The sequence below is a fragment of the Candidatus Binataceae bacterium genome, from assembly GCA_035308025.1.
Taxonomy (GTDB): domain Bacteria; phylum Desulfobacterota; class Binatia; order Binatales; family Binataceae; genus JAJPHI01.
The window spans coordinates 24,549-42,009 of the sequence record DATGHL010000045.1; the positions used below are offsets into that span (position 1 = coordinate 24,549).

At 64.8% G+C, this 17,461-nt stretch carries 14 protein-coding genes; 12 read left to right on the top strand and 2 right to left on the bottom strand.

Annotated features, from left to right (window positions below):
* Positions 1-99 precede the first annotated feature (99 nt).
* From ruvX to VKS22_13465, 8 genes are all read left to right on the top strand, one after another.
* Complete coding sequence (ruvX, locus tag VKS22_13430; GenBank protein HLW71609.1) at positions 100-522, top strand: Holliday junction resolvase RuvX; 423 nt, start codon at positions 100-102, stop codon at positions 520-522.
* Entirely contained in the window at positions 519-1,529 is a 1,011-nt protein-coding gene (gene mltG, locus VKS22_13435) for an endolytic transglycosylase MltG (protein ID HLW71610.1), read from the top strand. Before ruvX ends, mltG begins: the two co-directional genes overlap by 4 nt.
* Before the next feature lie 8 nt (positions 1,530-1,537).
* Positions 1,538-3,034, top strand: coding sequence for a hypothetical protein (locus tag VKS22_13440; GenBank protein HLW71611.1), 1,497 nt, complete (start codon positions 1,538-1,540; stop codon positions 3,032-3,034).
* Between the two features lie 82 nt (positions 3,035-3,116).
* Positions 3,117-4,139: an AAA family ATPase gene (locus VKS22_13445; GenBank protein HLW71612.1), complete on the top strand. Its 1,023-nt coding sequence runs from the start codon at positions 3,117-3,119 to the stop codon at positions 4,137-4,139.
* Positions 4,139-5,038 (top strand): DUF58 domain-containing protein, encoded by a 900-nt coding sequence (locus tag VKS22_13450; protein ID HLW71613.1) that lies wholly within the window; start codon positions 4,139-4,141, stop codon positions 5,036-5,038. The genes VKS22_13445 and VKS22_13450 overlap by 1 nt, the downstream gene beginning before the upstream one ends.
* Positions 5,039-5,045: 7 nt before the next feature.
* A complete protein-coding gene (locus VKS22_13455) occupies positions 5,046-6,848 on the top strand; it encodes a BatA domain-containing protein (GenBank protein HLW71614.1) in 1,803 nt (600 codons plus the stop codon).
* Positions 6,845-9,445 (top strand): VWA domain-containing protein, encoded by a 2,601-nt coding sequence (locus VKS22_13460; protein HLW71615.1) that lies wholly within the window; start codon positions 6,845-6,847, stop codon positions 9,443-9,445. Before VKS22_13455 ends, VKS22_13460 begins: the two co-directional genes overlap by 4 nt.
* Before the next feature lie 4 nt (positions 9,446-9,449).
* Positions 9,450-10,028, top strand: a complete 579-nt coding sequence (locus VKS22_13465; protein HLW71616.1) for an NUDIX domain-containing protein — start codon at positions 9,450-9,452, stop codon at positions 10,026-10,028.
* Between the two features lie 7 nt (positions 10,029-10,035).
* On the opposite strand, the gene argJ is transcribed toward VKS22_13465, so the two are convergent.
* Together argJ and secA are read right to left on the bottom strand one after the other, a co-directional pair.
* Entirely contained in the window at positions 10,036-11,232 is a 1,197-nt protein-coding gene (gene argJ / locus VKS22_13470; GenBank protein ID HLW71617.1) for a bifunctional glutamate N-acetyltransferase/amino-acid acetyltransferase ArgJ, read from the bottom strand.
* A 79-nt stretch (positions 11,233-11,311) separates the two neighbouring features.
* A complete protein-coding gene (gene secA, locus VKS22_13475) occupies positions 11,312-13,993 on the bottom strand; it encodes a preprotein translocase subunit SecA (GenBank protein ID HLW71618.1) in 2,682 nt (893 codons plus the stop codon).
* Positions 13,994-14,178: 185 nt separating this feature from the next.
* On the opposite strand from secA, the gene mnmE reads away from it, so the two are divergent.
* The 4 genes from mnmE (at position 14,179) to VKS22_13495 (ending at position 17,426) form a co-directional block, all read left to right on the top strand.
* Positions 14,179-15,561 (top strand): tRNA uridine-5-carboxymethylaminomethyl(34) synthesis GTPase MnmE, encoded by a 1,383-nt coding sequence (gene mnmE, locus VKS22_13480; GenBank protein ID HLW71619.1) that lies wholly within the window; start codon positions 14,179-14,181, stop codon positions 15,559-15,561.
* 266 nt (positions 15,562-15,827) lie between these two features.
* Positions 15,828-16,325 (top strand): periplasmic heavy metal sensor, encoded by a 498-nt coding sequence (locus VKS22_13485; GenBank protein ID HLW71620.1) that lies wholly within the window; start codon positions 15,828-15,830, stop codon positions 16,323-16,325.
* Positions 16,326-16,465: 140 nt separating this feature from the next.
* Positions 16,466-17,044, top strand: a complete 579-nt coding sequence (locus VKS22_13490; protein HLW71621.1) for an RNA polymerase sigma factor — start codon at positions 16,466-16,468, stop codon at positions 17,042-17,044.
* Complete coding sequence (locus VKS22_13495; protein HLW71622.1) at positions 17,034-17,426, top strand: hypothetical protein; 393 nt, start codon at positions 17,034-17,036, stop codon at positions 17,424-17,426. Before VKS22_13490 ends, VKS22_13495 begins: the two co-directional genes overlap by 11 nt.
* Positions 17,427-17,461 lie beyond the last annotated feature (35 nt).

Sequence of the window (17,461 nt, forward strand, 5' to 3'; positions counted from 1 at the left end):
ATGTTACGATCGGGCGGCAAGCAAGCGCTCTGTCAACAGGTTTTCTAATGTATCAACAATTAACGTTCTAATGCTACCTACTCCGGCATATAAGAGTTCGTGATTGTCGCGGGGATCGATTTTGGACGGTATCGGATTGGTATCGCGATCACCGGCGACCATGGTGTGGTGTTGCCCGTCACGACGATACAAAGCCGCTCACGGGCGTCGAGCCTCGCTGCGATCAAGGCTCGCCTGGCGGAGCTCGAAGTGCGTCATATTGTCGTCGGGCAGCCCCTCAACGCGGACGGAACCGCCGGGCCGGCGGCGCACGCCGCTGAAAAATTCGCCGCCGAATTGCGTCTAATCATCGACGTGCCAGTGGAGCTTCACGACGAGCGGTTGAGCAGTTTCGAGGCGCGCGAACGTCTTCGCGGCGGCGCGGCCCGACGCAAGGGCGACCCGCGAATCGACGCCGTTGCCGCCTGTGTGATCCTCGAGAGCTGGCTGAACGGCCGCGCGCAAAATAATCAGGGTCGATGAGAAAGGCGTTGATTGCAATTATCCTGCTGACGCTGACGGCTACAGGCGCGACGTGGGGCTTCCTCGCGGCTATCCAGCCGACGCGACTGCGCGAGCCGCGCGTGATTGCGATACAACCGGGGGAATCGTTCAGGTCCGTGGCGCAGCAGTTGGCCGCAGCCGGAGTCGTACGCAGCGCGGCATTGTTCGTTGTGTATGGCGAGTGGAGCGGGCGAGCCGGACGGGTCAAGCCGGGGGATTATGCGTTCCCGGGCGGAGAGTCATTAAACGAACTGCTGGAGCGGCTGGTCGAGGGTGATTTCCTGACGATTACGGTGGCGATTCCCGAGGGCTTGACGGTTCATCAGATTGGCCAGCGGTTGCAGGCCGCCGGGCTGGTCTGCGACGGTGAGTTCGACGCTGAGGCCACCGATGGACCGCTGTTGCGCGCGCTGGGTTTGGGGACGTTCGGCGCGGAGGGGTTTCTGTTTCCGGCGACCTATCGATTTTCGCCGCGCGCGCGTACCGACGATCTGCTGGCGGCGATGCTCGCGGAATTCTTCGCCCGGCTGACGCCGCCGATCGAGCAGCGGATGTTTGACCTGGGCCTCGACGCGCGCGAGGTAGTCACACTCGCGTCAATCATCGAGCGGGAGGCCAAGGTGGCGGGCGAGCGGCCGGTGATCGCGAGCGTCTTCTACAATCGTCTGGCGGCCGGGATGCCGCTGCAATCCGACCCCACGGCGCAGTACAATTTTACCGGCGAGCGGCCGGCCGCGCGGGCGGCAGTGCACACGGCGTCGGCCTACAACACTTACGCTATTGTTGGACTGCCACCGGGTCCGATCGCCAATCCGGGATGGCCGGCGATCGCGGCGGCGCTCTATCCCGCCCATACCGATTACCTGTATTTTGTGGCACGCGATGACGGCACCCATATCTTCTCGCGTTCGTTCCGGGAACATCAGCGCGCCGTTGAAGAGTTGAGGTCGGCCGCCTGGAGGAGTCCGCGGCACGCCGGTCATTAGCGATTAACGTGATTAATCCGATCGAACTTATCGCCCGTAGCCGCAACCGGCTCGCGAAGTTAGCCGCGTGGCGAGTGATCGTCGCCGCCGCGGCGCCTATCCTCGTCACGCTCGCGGCCGGTTGGTATCTCAATTCCATCGCAGCGCTGATTTGGAACCGCTGGGGATGTCTGATCGATCCGCATCGGCTGAGCCTGCTGCGCGCCGCGATTTTTCTGACCGCGGTTAGCCAGATGGTCGCGGCGGCCTGGTGGGCATGGTCCGCGTGGAGGAAAAATCGCGATTTTGCGCAAGCCGCCGAGCGTATCGACGAGCTGGTGGGCGGCCATCAGGAGATCCTGACGCTGGCGACCTTCGCCGATCCGGCTCGTCCCGCGGAACACCGCTCGCCGCTCTTCGCGATCCTGTGGCGGCGGGCGATAACCTATCTCGAGAAGTTTGATCCGGTCCGTACATTTCGCTTCGAGCCGGCGGTGCCGATTGGCCGCTCATCGATTCTAGCCGTCGCCACCGCGATCGTAATTGGGCTGGCGACGGTTGCGTTGATACGGATGCCGTCCGCGACCGAGGCCGTGGCCTATCGACTGCGGCAGTTGGCGGTGGGCGGGGATAGCCCGGGCGCCACTCCCGACGATCGGCAGATCGCCGAAGCCTCGCGCGACGTTGCTGCCGATCTCGAAAATCCGCGCATACCGCCCGCGCAAAAACTCGCCGAGCTGGAGGCGATTAAGCAGCAGCTCACGAAATTGGAACAGGTCAAATCGGACCAGCAGTCGGGCTCCGGCAGCGGCAAGGGCGATGGGAACGCTGCCGGGAAAGGCGAGGGCGGCGGCTCCGGCGGCGGCAACGGTAACGGTGGCAGCGAAGGCGCCGGCAGCTCACCCGGGGCGAAGACTCCAGGCGGCGCAGGCGCCGGCGGCAAGGGTGACAAGAGCAACGCGCCGTCCGCGGATTTGCAGAAAGACCTGGCGAAGGCTGAGGCCAAACTCGAGAAGGAATCCAAGTCCACCGACAGTACGCTGACGGCCGACAAGCAGGATCAAGGCGGCGCGGGACTGGTGCCGCAGGCGGGCGGCAATCCGCGTCAGCCCGGGCCGGATAATCGAGCGGAGGGGAATGGCAACGTGCAACTGCCCGGTGGGGGCCGGCTCGCGCAGAGCGAGGCCGCGCCCGCGTCGGGCAATCCGTCAGCGCACAAGAACGACAACGGCACGCAGGGTGACACTCATCTGGGAGATTTTCCCAAGGCGGTTGCGTACGAGCGTTACTACAAAATCGGTGACAAAGGCGCGGCGATAGATCTCAGGAACGCGCGATACGTGACCTTCAGGCTGCCGACCGACGTCATCACCACCGGCGCCGAGGGCAAGACGGTGCGCGACACCGGCGCGCCCAGCGCTGCAACCCCGTACACCAACGCGCCGCTCAAGGAGCAGCGGCTGAGCGCCTCGCCGGACGAGGAGCAACTGATCCCGCCGCGCTACCGGGAGCTGCTCAATCACTGAACTGAGGCACCCAGAATCGACGACGAGACAGGCAGGCGCGAGCTGCGTTAAAGAGTAGGTTTATCGAGTCCAAGGAGAATAAATGGGAGCGGCAGCGCAGCAACAACAGATTCCAGCCAATGAACGGGTTGCCGATTTCAGGAAAATTTTCGCGCGGGCCGAGGCTGAGGTCGGGCGCGTAATCGTCGGCCATCGCGACGTTATCCGCAAAGTCCTGACCGCGCTCTTTGCCGGCGGTCACGTCCTGATCGAAGGCGTGCCGGGGCTGGGCAAGACCTTGATGGTCAAGGCTTCGGCGGATGCCCTCGGGCTCAGCTTCAAGCGCGTCCAGTTCACGCCCGATCTGATGCCCTCCGATATCGTCGGCACGCAGGTGCTGACCGAGTCGGACGGCCGCCGCGACTTCACCTTTAAGCCCGGTCCGATCTTCGCGCATGTCGTGCTGGGCGACGAAATCAATCGCGCCACGCCGAAGACCCAGTCGGCGGTGCTCGAAGCGATGGAAGAACGCCAGGTCACGGTCTTCGGGATGACCTACCGTTTAGACCCGCCGTTTTTTGTTCTGGCGACGCAAAATCCGATCGAGCTCGAAGGCACCTACCCACTGCCCGAAGCGCAGATGGACCGTTTCCTCTTCAAGGTCATAATCGGCGCGCCCAAGCCCGACGAACTGCGCGAGATCCTCAATCGGACGACCGGCGCGGTGAACTATCAGCCGCAATCGATCTTCGACGCGGGCGCGGCGCCGCGAAAAATCGAGGAGCTCAAGACGTTGGTGCGCGAGGTGATGGTGGCCGAACCGCTCGAGCGCTACATCATTTCGCTGATCGGCGCGACGACGCCCGGCGGGCCGGGCGCGATTCCCGAGGTCTCGCAATATCTGCGCTTCGGGCCGAGTCCGCGCGGCGCGCAGGCGCTCATCCTGTGCGCCAAGGTCAACGCCTTGCTAGAGGGGCGCGTGTCGGTGAGTTACGACGACGTCAATGACGCGATCGTGCCGGCGCTGCGCCATCGGTTGCTGCGGAACTTCCAGGCCGAGGCCGAGAACATCACGCCCGAGGCGATCCTCGACCAGGCGCTCAAGCGTCTGAAGCGCTCGCGCTGATGCTCGGTCTGCCCGAAGAATTTACGCCGGAATTTATCGCGCGGCTGGAACAGTTGCGGGTCAAGACGCGGCGCGAATACGCCGGGCTCGGCAAGGGTTCGCATCTGTCGCCGCGGCGCGGCTCGTCGCTCGAATTCAGCGACTATCGGCATTACGCGCCCGGTGACGATTTTCGCTATATCGACTGGGGGTTGCTCGCCCGCACCGACAAGGCCTACATCAAATTGTTCAAGGAAGAGGAGGATCTGCTGACCTACGTCTTCCTCGACGCCAGCGCCTCGATGGGCTTTCCGCCCGCCGACCATAAATTCGAGAAGGCGATGGCGACCGCGCTCGCCGTCGCTTACGTGGCGCTGGCCGCGGGCGATCGCGTGATGATGCGGGTGCTCGGCGGCGCCGGCAGCCCGCCCGCGCCCGCATTCGTTTATGGGCGCCATCGGATTGTCGAGCTGGGCCGCGTCCTCGGCTCGATCAAGCCTGGCGGTGAAGTTGATCTGGCGCCGGCGTTGGCGCGTGAGATGGTCTCGATTCGGCGCGCGGGCAAGGTCTTCGTCATTTCCGATTTTCTCGCGATGCTTAATTCGGTCGAGCGCGGGCTCGGGCTCTTCACCGCAGCCAATATGGATGTCAGCGCGGTGCAGGTGCTGGGCGGATCGGAGCTCGAGGGGCAGGGGTTGAGCGGCGATGTCGAAGTGGTGGACGCCGAGACCGGCGAGCGGGTGCGCGTCGCGATGGGGCCGCGCGAACGGGCGAAATATCGCGAGACCCTGACGCGGCTCGCGCAGGAGATCAAGAGTTTCTGTTTTCGCCGCGGCCTGCGCTACGCCCTCTACACCACTGATCGCGGCTTCCACGATTTTTTTCTCCACGCGGCGACCGAACTCGGTCTGATGCACTAAGCGGGTAATGGGCCTGCTCAATCCTTCGGCGCTCTATTTTTTCGCGATCTTGCCCGCGCTGATTCTCGCCTATCTCGCGCGCGAGCGTCCGCGTCAGGCCACGGTGTCGAGCGTGCTCGCGTTTCGCGCGTTGCACCTGATGCGCGGGGAGCGCTTTGGCGGCCGCCCGCGCCTGAGTTGGCCGTTTTTTCTCGAACTCCTGATTCTCGCGCTCGCGGTGCTGGCGATGGCGCGACCCTATCTGGCGCGCCCGGATAATCCGATCGCAGTTGTGATCGATGATTCGGCGGGGATGCAAGTGCGGATGGCGGATGGCCGCAGCCGCTTTGCCGCCGCGATCGCCGAGACGCGAGAGGCGCTGGAGGCGGAGAATGCCGGCGCCGCGGTGACGCTCTATCTGAGCGCCCCGCAGCCGCATCAGATGGGGCCGGCTTTCAGCGGTCCGGCGGCGGCAGAGACGGCGCTTGATGGCCTCCACCCGCTCGACGCCCCCGGCAATCCCGCGGCCCTCGCCAGCCTCCTGACACAATTGGCGGCGGACCGTCATCTGGCGCGGATCATCGTCGCGAGCTATCGGCCCATCGCAACGCCGGTTCCGGCGCGGCTCACGCCGCTCGTCGTCGGCGGGCCAATTGCCAATTATGCGATCGGCGCTTTCGCGCTCAGCCGCGATACGCTCGGGGCCCCGACGCTGCGCGCCCATCTGACGGTTGCGAATTTCAGTCCGGCTGCGCAAACGCTCAAGGTCGCGATCAGCGGCGACGGCAAGCCGCTGACCAACAGCCAGTCCCTGGTTGCGCCCGGCGATGTCGTCACTCTTGAATTCCCCAATCTGCCGCCGGCCCAGGTCTATCGCGCGCAACTCACTCCGGACGACGCCTTTCCGCTCGACAACGTCGCTTTTGCAACCGCGTCAGTCGTGAAAACGATTGCGATCCTCTTCGTCAGTCCGGCGCCCGCCGACGGCGAGAGTCTGAAAGCCATCCCGGGAGTGGCAGTAACCACCCGCACGCCCGACGCCTATTCTCCGCGCGACCTGGCGGCGGCGGACGTCGCGATTTTCGAGTACGCCGTACCGAAGGAGCTTCCGGCGATCAACACCCTGTTAGTGATGCCGCCGCCGAATGACCCGATCTTCGATTTCGCCGTCGCGCCGACGTCTCAAATTCGACTGACCGGATGGCCCACGACCGATCCGATTACCAACGGCGTCAATTTTCGGCTGCTGAATCTGCGCTCGGGCGAATACCTGGGCGAGCATCCGTGGCTCGATGCGCTGGTCAGTGGCGCCGGCGGCGGGCTGCTGCTCGCCGGCGATCGTCAGGGCCATCGCTATCTCGCAACCGGCTTCAACCCGTTGCCCTACCTCGGCTTGCAAAACCTGCCGATGTCGATCCTGACGCTCAACCTGCTGGGTCATCTCGCCGGACTTGGCGCGCAAGGTTCCGGCTTTCGTACCGGCGAACCCTGGATTGTGCCGTCGGGCGTTACTGCGATCACGACCCCGTCAGGCGCTCACGTCGCGGTCGCCGGCGGCGAGCAGTTCAGCAACACCGACGCGCAGGGGATCTACAGTCTTGCGGGGCCTGGCGGGAGCACGCTGCGGGCGGTGAATCTGGGCGATCTCACCGCGTCGGATCTAAGCCGCGTGGCGCCGATCAAGCTCGAGCGTGCGGTGGGCGCGGCGCCGGGCGAGGCCCCGCCGGTCAGGACCCCGCTGGCGCCTTATGTGCTCGCGGCAATAATCGCGCTGGTCGCGCTCGAAGCGCTGTTCGTCTATCGCGATCGGCGGCGACTGGTCGCAGCATGAACTTGCCCTTCGGTAGCTTCGCGATCCCGTCCTTGCACGGACTGCACTTCGCGCGTCCACATGCGTTCTACCTGCTAGGCGCAGTCGGCGCGGTGCTGGCCTGGTCGCTGTGGCAGGCGCGCAGCCTCAGTCGCGCGCTTGCGCCGCTGATCCGCGCGCTCGCGCTGGCCCTGATGGTGACGGCGTTAGCCGATCCGCAGGCCGTCACGCATTCCGAGGGCGTGACCCGTCCGGTCATGGTTGACGCGTCAGCGAGTATCACCCCTGCGATGCGCGCCTACACCATCGCATTGCTGCGCGATCAGCTTAAGCTCCACGATCTCGATCCGGTCACGATGTTCGCCCGCACTACCGCGGCGGGGACGTTCGGGAGCGCCACGGCGGCTTTGACTTCGCCCGCCGGTTGCGTCGAGTGCGGCGCCGACGCGACTGATCTCGAAGCGGCCCTGACCGCGCTGGCCGCCGACCCGGCCGCGCACGATGGCACGATCGCGCTGGTCACCGACGGCTGGGAGAATCGCGGCAATGTCGATGCTGCCCTCGATGCCGTTCGCGCCGCGGGTATCCGGCTCTTTATCTTCACTCCGCCCGGCGCCGAAGCGATCCCGAATATCGCGATGACGCAGCTCGCGCTCCCGCCCGCGCTGGAAAAGGCTGAGCCCTTCACGATCGGGGTTACGCTCAGCAACCTCAACGCGGTTGCAGCCGGCGGCACGATCGAGCTCTATCAAAACGCCCGCCTGATCGATCAGCGGACGGTCACGCTCGCGCCGGGACAGACCCGCTTCGATTTCGCGGTGCGGGCCGAGGAATCCGGGCTGGCGTCGTATCGCGCAGTCTTCAAGCCCGCCAACCCCGCGCTCGATACCTACCCCGAGGATAATTCGCTCGAAGGTTGGACCGGTATCGGCGCGCAACGCAAGGTGCTGATTTTATCTGACAATTCCCGCGACGCGAGTTATCTTGAACTGGCGCTGCGGCGGATGGGACTGGCGCCGACCGTGGTGGCGCTCGCGGGCGGCGACTACAGCGGCAGCCCCAAGGGCTACGACGCGGTCATCCTGAATAATGTGCCGCGCGCGCGGCTTTCGGCGGCGGCGCAAAACGCACTCGTCGAATACGTCAACGGCGGCGGCTCGCTCGCGATGGTCGGCGGCGATCAGAGCTTCGGCCTGGGCGGCTATGCGGGCAGCGCGATCGCCGAGACCATGCCGGTGGTGATGAAGCCGCCCGAGCGGCACGAGCGCACGCGCGCGCTGGTGCTGATCATCGACAAGTCGGGCTCGATGGGGCGCAACGACAAGCTCACCTACGCGAAGGCCGCCGCTCTGACGGTCGGCAAGACCTTGGGCGACTCCGACCTGCTGAGCGTGATCGGCTTCGACTCGCAGCCGTTCGTGATCATCCCGCTCGAACCGATGAGCCAAATCCGGCCCTATTTCGCGAGTCTGATCGGCCGCCTCGCCGCGCACGGCACGACCTATCTGCTGCCCGCGCTCGAAGAAGCCGACCGCACGCTCGCGCAGAGCAAGGCCGCGATCAAGCATGTCGTCATCCTGACGGACGGCGAGACCGGCGGCACCGCCGCGATGTACTACGACCTCGTCTCCTCGATGCATCACGACAACGCTGCGACAGTTTCGACGATCGCGGTCGGGCGGGAAGCAAATTTGGCGCTGCTCGAAGCGATCGCCAAATACGGCGGCGGCGGCTTTTATCAGACCGACAGCGCAAGCGACCTGCCGGAGCTCTTCGTCGAGGATGTCCATCAGCGCGGCGGCGGCGACACCACAATGGTCGAAAAAAGCTTCACGCCATACGGGGTTACCCCCGACCCGGTGCTCAAGGAACTCGGCGGGCGGCAGTGGCCGCCGCTCAAAGGCTTCGTCGCGACCGACTTGAAGCCCGGCGCGACGCTGAGCCTCTACGTCAACAGCGACGGCCGCCGCGATCCGATCCTGGCGAGCTGGAAGCATGGCGCCGGCAAGACTCTCGCGATGACCACCGACGCCAGCGGCCGCTGGTCCGGCGACTGGATTCGCGACGACATCTACGCGCCGTTGTGGGACAAGATGATTGCGTGGATGACGCCGCAAACTCCGCAGGCGCAGAAGTTTGCCGTCGCGCTCGGCTACATGGCCGGACGCATCACCGTCAATCTGACTGATTACAGCGACAAGTCGGGCGTGGCGAGCCGTCCGCTCGACGCTACGATTACGGCGCCGGATCGCACCCGGTTCGATGTCACGCTTTCACCGCGGGCGCCGGGTGAACTCGGCGCAAGCTTCGAGGCGGCCGCGCCCGGGACCTACAATATCGAGCTCAGGGCGCCGCGTGGCAGCGGCGAGCTTACCTTCCCGCCGCTCGCCTATTCGGTCAGCCCCGCCGTCAACGCGGAACTGCCGCGCCCCGCACCGAACTACGGCTTGCTCGAGCATCTGGCCTCCGCCACCGATGGCCGGCTCAATCCGTCGCCGAGTGAACTGGCGATTTCGCGCCCGCTGTTCGAGCAGACGGCCTCGCTCAGTCCGTGGCTGATCGTAACTGCTATGATACTTTTGATCGCCGAGGCGCTGGTTCGCCGCCTCACCTTCTAAAATTATGCCTAACCAAATCGACGACGAGCGGCCAGTTATGGCCAACCATCACATCCAGCATCAGCATCCGCAAAATATCCGCTTCTGCGGACTCTGCGGCGGCGCGATGCGCGTGCGCGAAGTCTTACCCGATCGCAAACGCTTCAAGGTTTGCGTCAATTGCGGCTACGTCGATTTTCCGGGACCCAAACTGGTCGCAGGATGCCTCGTCATCGAGCGCGGCCGCGTGCTGCTGCTCCGCCGCGGGATCATGCCGCAGGTCGGTAAATGGACCTTTCCCGGCGGCTACGTCGACCTCGGTGAAACTCCCGCACAGGCGGCGCTGCGCGAGACCGTCGAGGAAGTCGGGATGCGCGTGGCGCTTGGCGAACTGGCCGGCCTGTTCAGCGATCCGGCGAACCCAGCTGTCGCGGTCGCCGTCTACCTCGCGCGACCCGGCCTCGAGCCGCCGGGCCTCTCGGCGGAAGCGACCGAAGTCCGCTACTTCGCGCCGGATGAAATCCCCTGGCCCGAGCTCGCCTTCCACACTACGACCGCCGCGTTGACGACCTGGCTCGCCCTCGAACCCGGCCCGTTCCGCTAGCAACTCATCAGGTTGTATATTCGGCGTTGATCTTGACGTAGTCGTAGCTCAGGTCGCAGGTCGTGACGCGGGCCACGGCCTTGCCCTGCTTCAGATCGATCACCAAACCGAATTCGGGTGCCTTCATCCGTTCGCTCGCGGCGGCGAGCGCCTCAACGTTGAGCGCGCCGCGGCTCGCGATCTTGATCCCGCCGAGACTGACCTCGAGCCGATCGAGATCGAGCGCGACGCCGGCCTTGCCGGCCGCCATCGCGATGCGGCCGAAATTCGGGTCGCAGCCGAAGAACGCCGTCTTGACCAGCGGCGAGTTCGCGATTTCGCGGGCGACGCGCTCGGCCTCGCGCGGATTGCGCGCGCCGCGCACCTCGATCGTCACGAGCTTGGTGGCGCCTTCGCCGTCGCGTACTAACTCCCGTGCGAGCGCGGCGGCGACGCCCTCGACGCCGTTCGCGAAGGCTGTGAGCTCGCGGCCGGCCAGCGCGCGATTATGCGCCGCGCCGCTCGCAATGAGCAGCAGCGTGTCGTTGGTCGACATGTCACCATCGACCGTGATCGCGTTGAAGCTATGCGGCAGCAGGGCTTTGAGAATCGTGCGCAGTTGCGCGGCGCTGGCCGCGGCGTCGGTCACGATAAACGCCAGCATCGTCGCCATCATCGGCTGAACCATGCCGGCGCCCTTGGCGCAGCCCGCGATTGTTACCTGTGCGCCGCCGAGCTTGAGCCGCACCGACGCCATCTTCGGCCGCGTATCCGTCGTGATGATTGCGGCGGCGAAGTCAGCGAGCGCGCCGGCGTCGAGTTGCGCGACCGCTTGCGTGATGCCCTCGCGGTATTTCGCTAGATCGTACGGATGGCCGATCACGCCGGTCGAGCAGGGCGCGATCAGCTTGGCGTCGCAGCTCAATGCGCGCGCGAGGCTCGCCGCCGAATCCTCCGCAAGCTTGAGGCCGCGCTTGCCGGTGAAGCAGTTCGCCGAGCCGGAATTGACCGCGACACCGCGTAGCCGCCCGCCGCGCAGATGCTCCTGCGCGACAACTACGGGCGCGGCTTTGACGCGATTTGTCGTGAAGACGCCCGCGGCCGCCGCCAGCACGTCGGCGACGATAATCCCGAGGTCTTTGCGCCCCGGCTCCTTGCGCAGCCCGGCCGCGACGCCGGCAAAGCGAAAGCCCTGCACGATCGCGGGCTCGAGTCGTACCTCCATCGGCATTCCTCCAGCGCGCAATCTAATCTGTTAGCGATGGTCGCCTGCAAGCGGCGCGCGGCGGGCGGCGTGCCCAGCGCTACTTGCCGTGGCAGCGTTTGTATTTCTTGCCCGAGCCGCAGTGGCAGAGATCGTTGCGGCCGAGCTTGTCACCGTCGCGCTTGACGGCGACCGACTCCGCGTTCACCGTCTCCGAGCCGTGGCTCATCACCACCCGCTGCGGGCGCGGCGGCGCAACCTGCTCGACCGGCGCCGCCTCCGCTTCGTGGCGCACCTGCACCGAGAACACCTTCTCGACGACGTCCTGGCGCGTAATCCGCATCATCGCCTCGAACATGTCGAAGCCTTCTTTCTGATATTCGACCAGCGGATTGCGCTGCCCGTAGCCGCGCAGGCCGATGCCCTCCTTGAGGTGATCCATTGCGAGCAGATGGTCCTTCCAGAGCCCATCGAGGGTTTGCAGCATCACGAACTTTTCGATCTGCCGCATTATCGGCTCAGTGAACTCGGCCTCGCGCTGATCGTAAAGCTGATGCACGCGCTCCCTGGCAATCTCGATCAGATCGTCAGGGCCGTCGAGCTTGGCGCCGTTCAGGCTCTCGCGGAAGTTGGGATGGAAGCGGAACTGCTTGAAGGTCGCCTCTTCGAGTTCCTTCCAATCCCAGTCGTCAAAATCCTTATCGTTGTCGACGTGCGCGTTGACGATCTCTTCGAGCTGATCGTCGCACATCTCGAGGATGTCCTCTTTGAGCGGCGCGCCGGAGAGCAGCTCGCGGCGGCGATGATAAATCACCTCGCGCTGCCGGTTCATCACGTCGTCGTATTCCAGCAGATGCTTGCGCATGTCGAAATTATGGGCCTCGACCTTCTTTTGCGCGTTCTCGATCGCACGGGAGATCCAACGATGCTCGATCGGCTCGTTATCCTCCATCCCGATGGCGCCCATCAGCCCTTTGAGGCGATCGGCGCCGAAGATGCGCAGCAGGTCATCTTCGAGCGACAGATAGAATCGCGAGGAACCCGGATCGCCCTGCCGTCCCGAGCGTCCGCGCAACTGATTGTCGATGCGGCGCGACTCGTGGCGTTCGGTGCCGAGGATGTGCAGGCCGCCCGCCGCCAATACCTGTTCACGCTCGGCGGCGCATTGGAGCCGATGGCGTTCGAGCGCCGCCTGGAAATTCGGATCATCCGGATCGCGCGTGCCGGCCTCAGCCGCGGCCAGACCCGCGGGATTGCCGCCCAAAACGATATCGGTGCCGCGGCCCGCCATATTCGTCGAGATGGTGACCGCCTTGTGCCGTCCGGCCTGCGCCACAATCTCGGCCTCGCGCTCGTGATTCTTGGCGTTCAGCACGTGATGCTTGACGCCGGTTTTTTTGAGCAGGTGCGCGACGCGCTCCGACTTCTCGATTGAGACCGTGCCGACCAGAACCGGCTGCCCGCGCTCATAGCAGTCCTTGATCTCTTCGACCACCGCGTCGAACTTCTCAGCCTCGGTCTTGAACACCACGTCATGATTGTCCACCCGGACCATCGGCTGATTGGTCGGCATCACCATGACTTCGAGGTTGTAGATTTCGCGGAACTCGACCGCCTCGGTGTCTGCCGTGCCGGTCATGCCCGAAAGCTTCTTGTACATGCGGAAATAGTTCTGAAAGGTGATGGTCGCGAGGGTCTGATTCTCTGACTCGATCTTGACGTTCTCCTTGGCCTCGACCGCCTGATGGAGTCCGTCGCTCCATCGCCGCCCGGGCATCAGGCGGCCGGTGAATTCGTCAACGATCACGACCTGGCCGTCTTTGACGACGTAATCGACGTCGCGCTTGAACAGCGCGTGCGCCTTCAGCCCCTGGTTGGCATGATGCAGCATCAGGATGTTGCGCGGGTCGTAGAGATTGTCCACGCCGAGCAGCTCCTCGACGCGCGTGACGCCCGCTTCGGTCAGGGCCACGGTGCGGAGCTTCTCATCCACCGTGTAATGCTCTTCGAGCTTGAGCCGCGGGATGACGCGATCGACCACGTAATAAGTATCGGTCGATTCCTCTGAGGCGCCGGAGATGATCAGCGGAGTGCGGGCCTCGTCGATCAGGATCGAATCGACTTCATCGACGACCGCGAAGTAATGCTCGCGCTGAACGTACTCCTCCAGGTTGAACTTCATGTTGTCGCGCAGGTAGTCGAAGCCGAATTCGTTGTTCTGGCCGTAAGTGATGTCGCAGCCATAGGCGGCCTTGCGCTGCGGGTCGGTCAGGCCGTGAACGATCACGCCGACGCTCAGGCCGAGGAAATTGTAGATACGCCCCATCCACTCCGAGTCGCGCCGCGCGAGGTAGTCGTTGACCGTGACGACGTGGACGCCGCGGCCCGCGAGCGCGTTAAGCACCGCGGGCAGCGTGGCGACGAGGGTCTTGCCCTCGCCGGTCTTCATCTCAGCGATTTTGCCCTGATGGAGCACCATGCCGCCGATGAGCTGGACATCGAAGTGGCGTTGCCCGAGCGTGCGTTTGGCGGCTTCGCGCACGGCGGCGAAGACTTCGGGGAGCAGGTCCCACATGGCGCCTTCACGCTCTTCCCGGTCTTCAATCCCGCTCAGCCGCGTCCGCCAATCCTGGATAAGTGCGCACAACTCGTCGGCGCTTTTCTTGGCGAATTCCGGCTCGAGTTGATTGATACGATCAACCGACGGCCGCATCCGTTTCAATTCGCGATCGTTTCTGGAGCCGAAAAGTTTGCGCGAGATCTGGTTAAACGCTGTAGCCATCCCGGAAATTCACCCGAAACCAAGCAGTTTGATTGTGTTAGACGCGACGCTTCCGCCGCTTATTCTAGCGCATCGCCCGCCCCTTTTCAGCGAAGATCTCCACCACCCGTTCGACCGTCATAAATATCCCAAGCATCAGGTAAACCGGGATTCTTCGTCGCGCTCGGCGGTGACAAGATTGAGCGATGTACGTCGCCGACACCATCGTGGCGAGCGCGACCGCGCCCGGCCGCGCCGCCGTCGCGATCCTGCGCCTTTCCGGCCCCCGCGCGCTCGCGATCGCCCGCGCCCTCTGGCATCCGCTGAACTCTTCCGAGCCCGCCCCGCGTGCGCTGCGCCTCGGCGAAATCCGCAACCCGCATAGCGGCGCGCGACTCGATCGCGCGATGTGCGCCTTCTTTCCTGCGCCCCGCAGCCTTACCGGCGAGGACGTCGCCGAACTCCATTGCCACGGCGGCGTCTATCTGGTGGGGCGCATCCTCGGCCTCGCCGCCGACCTCGGCGCGCGCTTGGCCGAACCGGGTGAATTCACCCGCCGCGCTTGGCTCAACGGCCGTATCGACTTGACCGCCGCCGAAGCGATAGCCGACCTTGTCGACGCGCGCGGCGAGACCGCACTGGCGCAGGCTATCGCGCAGCTCGGTGGCGCCCTCGCCGAACGCGTCAGCGGCTTGCGCGACCGTCTGCTCGCCATCCGCGCGCATCTCGAGGCCGAGATCGATTTCGCCGACGAAGACCTGACGCTGCCGTCGCGTCGCGCCATCGCCGATGACATCGAAGGCCTTGCCGCCGACATCCGGATGCTGCGCGACAGCTTCGCCCGCGGCAGGCTGGCGCGCGAGGGCGCGCGCGCCGCGCTAATTGGCAAGCCCAACGCGGGCAAATCGAGCATCCTGAACCTGCTGCTGGGCGCCAATCGTGCGATCGTGACCCCGATTCCCGGCACCACCCGCGACGTTATCGAGGATGCGGTCAATCTCGGTCCGTGGCCGCTCGTCCTTGCCGATACCGCAGGAATTCGCGAAGGCCGCGACGACGTCGAACGCATCGGCATCGAGCGCACGCGTGACGAGGCCGTCCGCGCCGACCTCCTGCTTCCGGTCTTCGATTCCGCCCGCCCCTTTGACTCCGACGACGCCGACGTTGTCGGGGCCACCGCCGGTCGCGCGGGCGTCGCCATTCTCAACAAGCGCGACCTTATGCAAGCGCTCGACGCTGACGAATTGCGCAGGCGCGGCCTGACTTTGCCGCTGGTCGATTTTTCAGCGACGACGCCCTTCGGCCTCGGGCAGTTGCGCGGGGCACTGACCTCCGCGCTCGAGCGTCTGGCCGCAGGCGCGGGGCCCGGCGACGGCATCGCGATTTCCCGCGAACGCCATCGCGCAGCCCTCACGCAAACCGTCGAGGCACTTGCGGCTGCGCGCGACTCTGCACTCGCGGCGATGCCGCCCGAAATCGTCGCGGTCGATCTTGCGGCTGCCGCCGACGCGCTGGTGAGCCTGACCGGCGTCATCTCGAACGAAGACCTGCTTGACGCCATCTTCCGCGAATTTTGCATCGGCAAGTAGCGAGTGCGTCGCCAAGCGCACTAATAGCGCCGTGATTAGGATTTTTGACGCAGCTTTAGGCGCGGAGGATTCACCTCTGGCTGAGCCTCGCAGATTCGGCCACCCACTGGACACGCGGCCAAGGTTAAGACTCGCCTGCTCGTTCCGCGCGGCAACCGCGCTTCACTGGTACGCGAGTTTTACATCGGCAAATTATCGCTCGAAACCTTTAGGCTGATGACCCGTCTTAATCATTAGAACCGCCGCCCAAGGAGGCCTCAGTCACGATGCGATTCAAGACACTCTTGCTTTCACTCTGCCTTGCCGCCGCGATCCCCGCCGCGGCGTTCGCCCAGCCCCACTGTCACGGACCTGCGGGCTTCGGCCGCACGATGCCCATGCCCATGATGATGCTGCTCCGTCACGTCAACCTCAGCGCCGCTCAGCAGACCCAGGTCCAGCAGCTGATGGAGGCGAATTCCACCCAGGCCCAGCCCCTGATGACGCAGCTTCACTCAATTCATGATCAGATTGCCGACAAGTTGCTGAGTTCTGGAAGCGTCACCGCAACCGACATCGCGCCGTTGCAGCAGCAGGCAAGCCAGGTTCATCAGCAACTCGACCAGGATATGCTCGCGACGGCGCTGAAGATTCGCGCCGTCCTGACGCCCGCGCAGTTGGCGCAGGCATCAGAGCTGCACGGCAAGTTCAAATCGTTGCGCGCCCAATTCCAGACCCTGATGGGCGACGAGCCGCCGCCTCCGCCGGAGGGCGCTCCCCAGTAACAAATCGTATAGACTCCCGGTTGGCTTGTTACGGGCTAATCGGCATGATCGGCGTCCCTCCTGCGGGCGCCGATCGCAAATCTTTGACGGCTGAGAGCCAAGCAGCAATTGATTGAGACCGGCGCATTGAGACCAGCCAATTGAAACCGGCGAAGAGCATTGGCGTGACCACAGAGTATGAGCCGCTCGATTCGGTGCAGGATGCGCAGCGCGGCGACGACGCCGCGCTCGAGCAACTAATCCGCGACTACCAACGCCGCGTCGCGGCCGCCGTAATCGCGCTCGTTGGGGGCGACGCCGACTGGCAGGATCTCTGTCAGCAGATTTTCGTCAAGATGGTGCGCGGTTTGCCGCGCCTCAAGCAGCCCGAACTCTTCGAGCCGTGGCTGATGCGCATCGCACGCAACGCCTGCTTCGACCATTTACGCCGGCGCCGCGCACGCCGTTTCCTGGTCCCGTGGGAGCGCTGGCACGACGAACTTGCCAGCGCACCATCCGACGCGGATCCCGAGACCCGCAGCGTGGCGCTCGCGCGCGCGATGGAACGCCTGCCCGATGATCAACGCGAGCTTTTGACCCTGGTGCGTGACGGTTCGTGGAGCTATCAGGCCCTCGCGCGCATCACCGGCGATAGCCTTGCCGCGATCAAGTCGCGGCTCTTCCGCGCCCGCCGTCGCGTGCAGCAAATTATGCTCGAGGGTGAATCTGATGAAGGATGAAACCGTCCGCAGCATCCCGATGCCAGAAGTGGTCCTGCCCGTTGATTTCGCGCGCCGCGTAATTGCACGGGCGCGCCTCGAACAGCGGCGCCAACTGGTCCGCCGCCGCATGATCGCCGCGGCCGTCGCGGTGTTCGCTGTCCTGCCCTTGGCGCGCTCGTGGGAGCCGGCCCAAAACCTCGCTTACCGCCCCGGCGCAGGCGCGCTCGCCCAAACCGGGGATGAAGCGAGCACCGAACAATTCAGCGAAGATCTGTCGCGCACAGCAGCGCCGGAGCAAGTCAGCGACTACCTTATGCCGAATACGGCTCCGCTCCGCACATTCGCGGCTTACTCCGAAGCTTCCTGGAATTATGATCCCTCATGGACCAGCGATCGCTGAGGCGAAGTCCGCTGAGCTGTCGGCCTTGAGCTGAT

Excerpts from the sequence above, each read along its gene's own strand:
- VKS22_13460 (HLW71615.1), top strand. The coding sequence starts at position 6,845 with ATGAACTTGCCCTTCGGTAGCTTCGCGATCCCGTCCTTGCACGGACTG.
- secA (HLW71618.1), bottom strand. The coding sequence starts at position 13,993 with ATGGCTACAGCGTTTAACCAGATCTCGCGCAAACTTTTCGGCTCCAGA.
- VKS22_13455 (HLW71614.1), top strand. The coding sequence starts at position 5,046 with ATGGGCCTGCTCAATCCTTCGGCGCTCTATTTTTTCGCGATCTTGCCC.
- VKS22_13485 (HLW71620.1), top strand. The coding sequence starts at position 15,828 with ATGCGATTCAAGACACTCTTGCTTTCACTCTGCCTTGCCGCCGCGATC.
- VKS22_13450 (HLW71613.1), top strand. The coding sequence starts at position 4,139 with ATGCTCGGTCTGCCCGAAGAATTTACGCCGGAATTTATCGCGCGGCTG.
- VKS22_13495 (HLW71622.1), top strand. The coding sequence starts at position 17,034 with ATGAAGGATGAAACCGTCCGCAGCATCCCGATGCCAGAAGTGGTCCTG.
- mnmE (HLW71619.1), top strand. The coding sequence starts at position 14,179 with ATGTACGTCGCCGACACCATCGTGGCGAGCGCGACCGCGCCCGGCCGC.
- mltG (HLW71610.1), top strand. The coding sequence starts at position 519 with ATGAGAAAGGCGTTGATTGCAATTATCCTGCTGACGCTGACGGCTACA.
- VKS22_13465 (HLW71616.1), top strand. The coding sequence starts at position 9,450 with ATGCCTAACCAAATCGACGACGAGCGGCCAGTTATGGCCAACCATCAC.
- VKS22_13445 (HLW71612.1), top strand. The coding sequence starts at position 3,117 with ATGGGAGCGGCAGCGCAGCAACAACAGATTCCAGCCAATGAACGGGTT.
- argJ (HLW71617.1), bottom strand. The coding sequence starts at position 11,232 with ATGGAGGTACGACTCGAGCCCGCGATCGTGCAGGGCTTTCGCTTTGCC.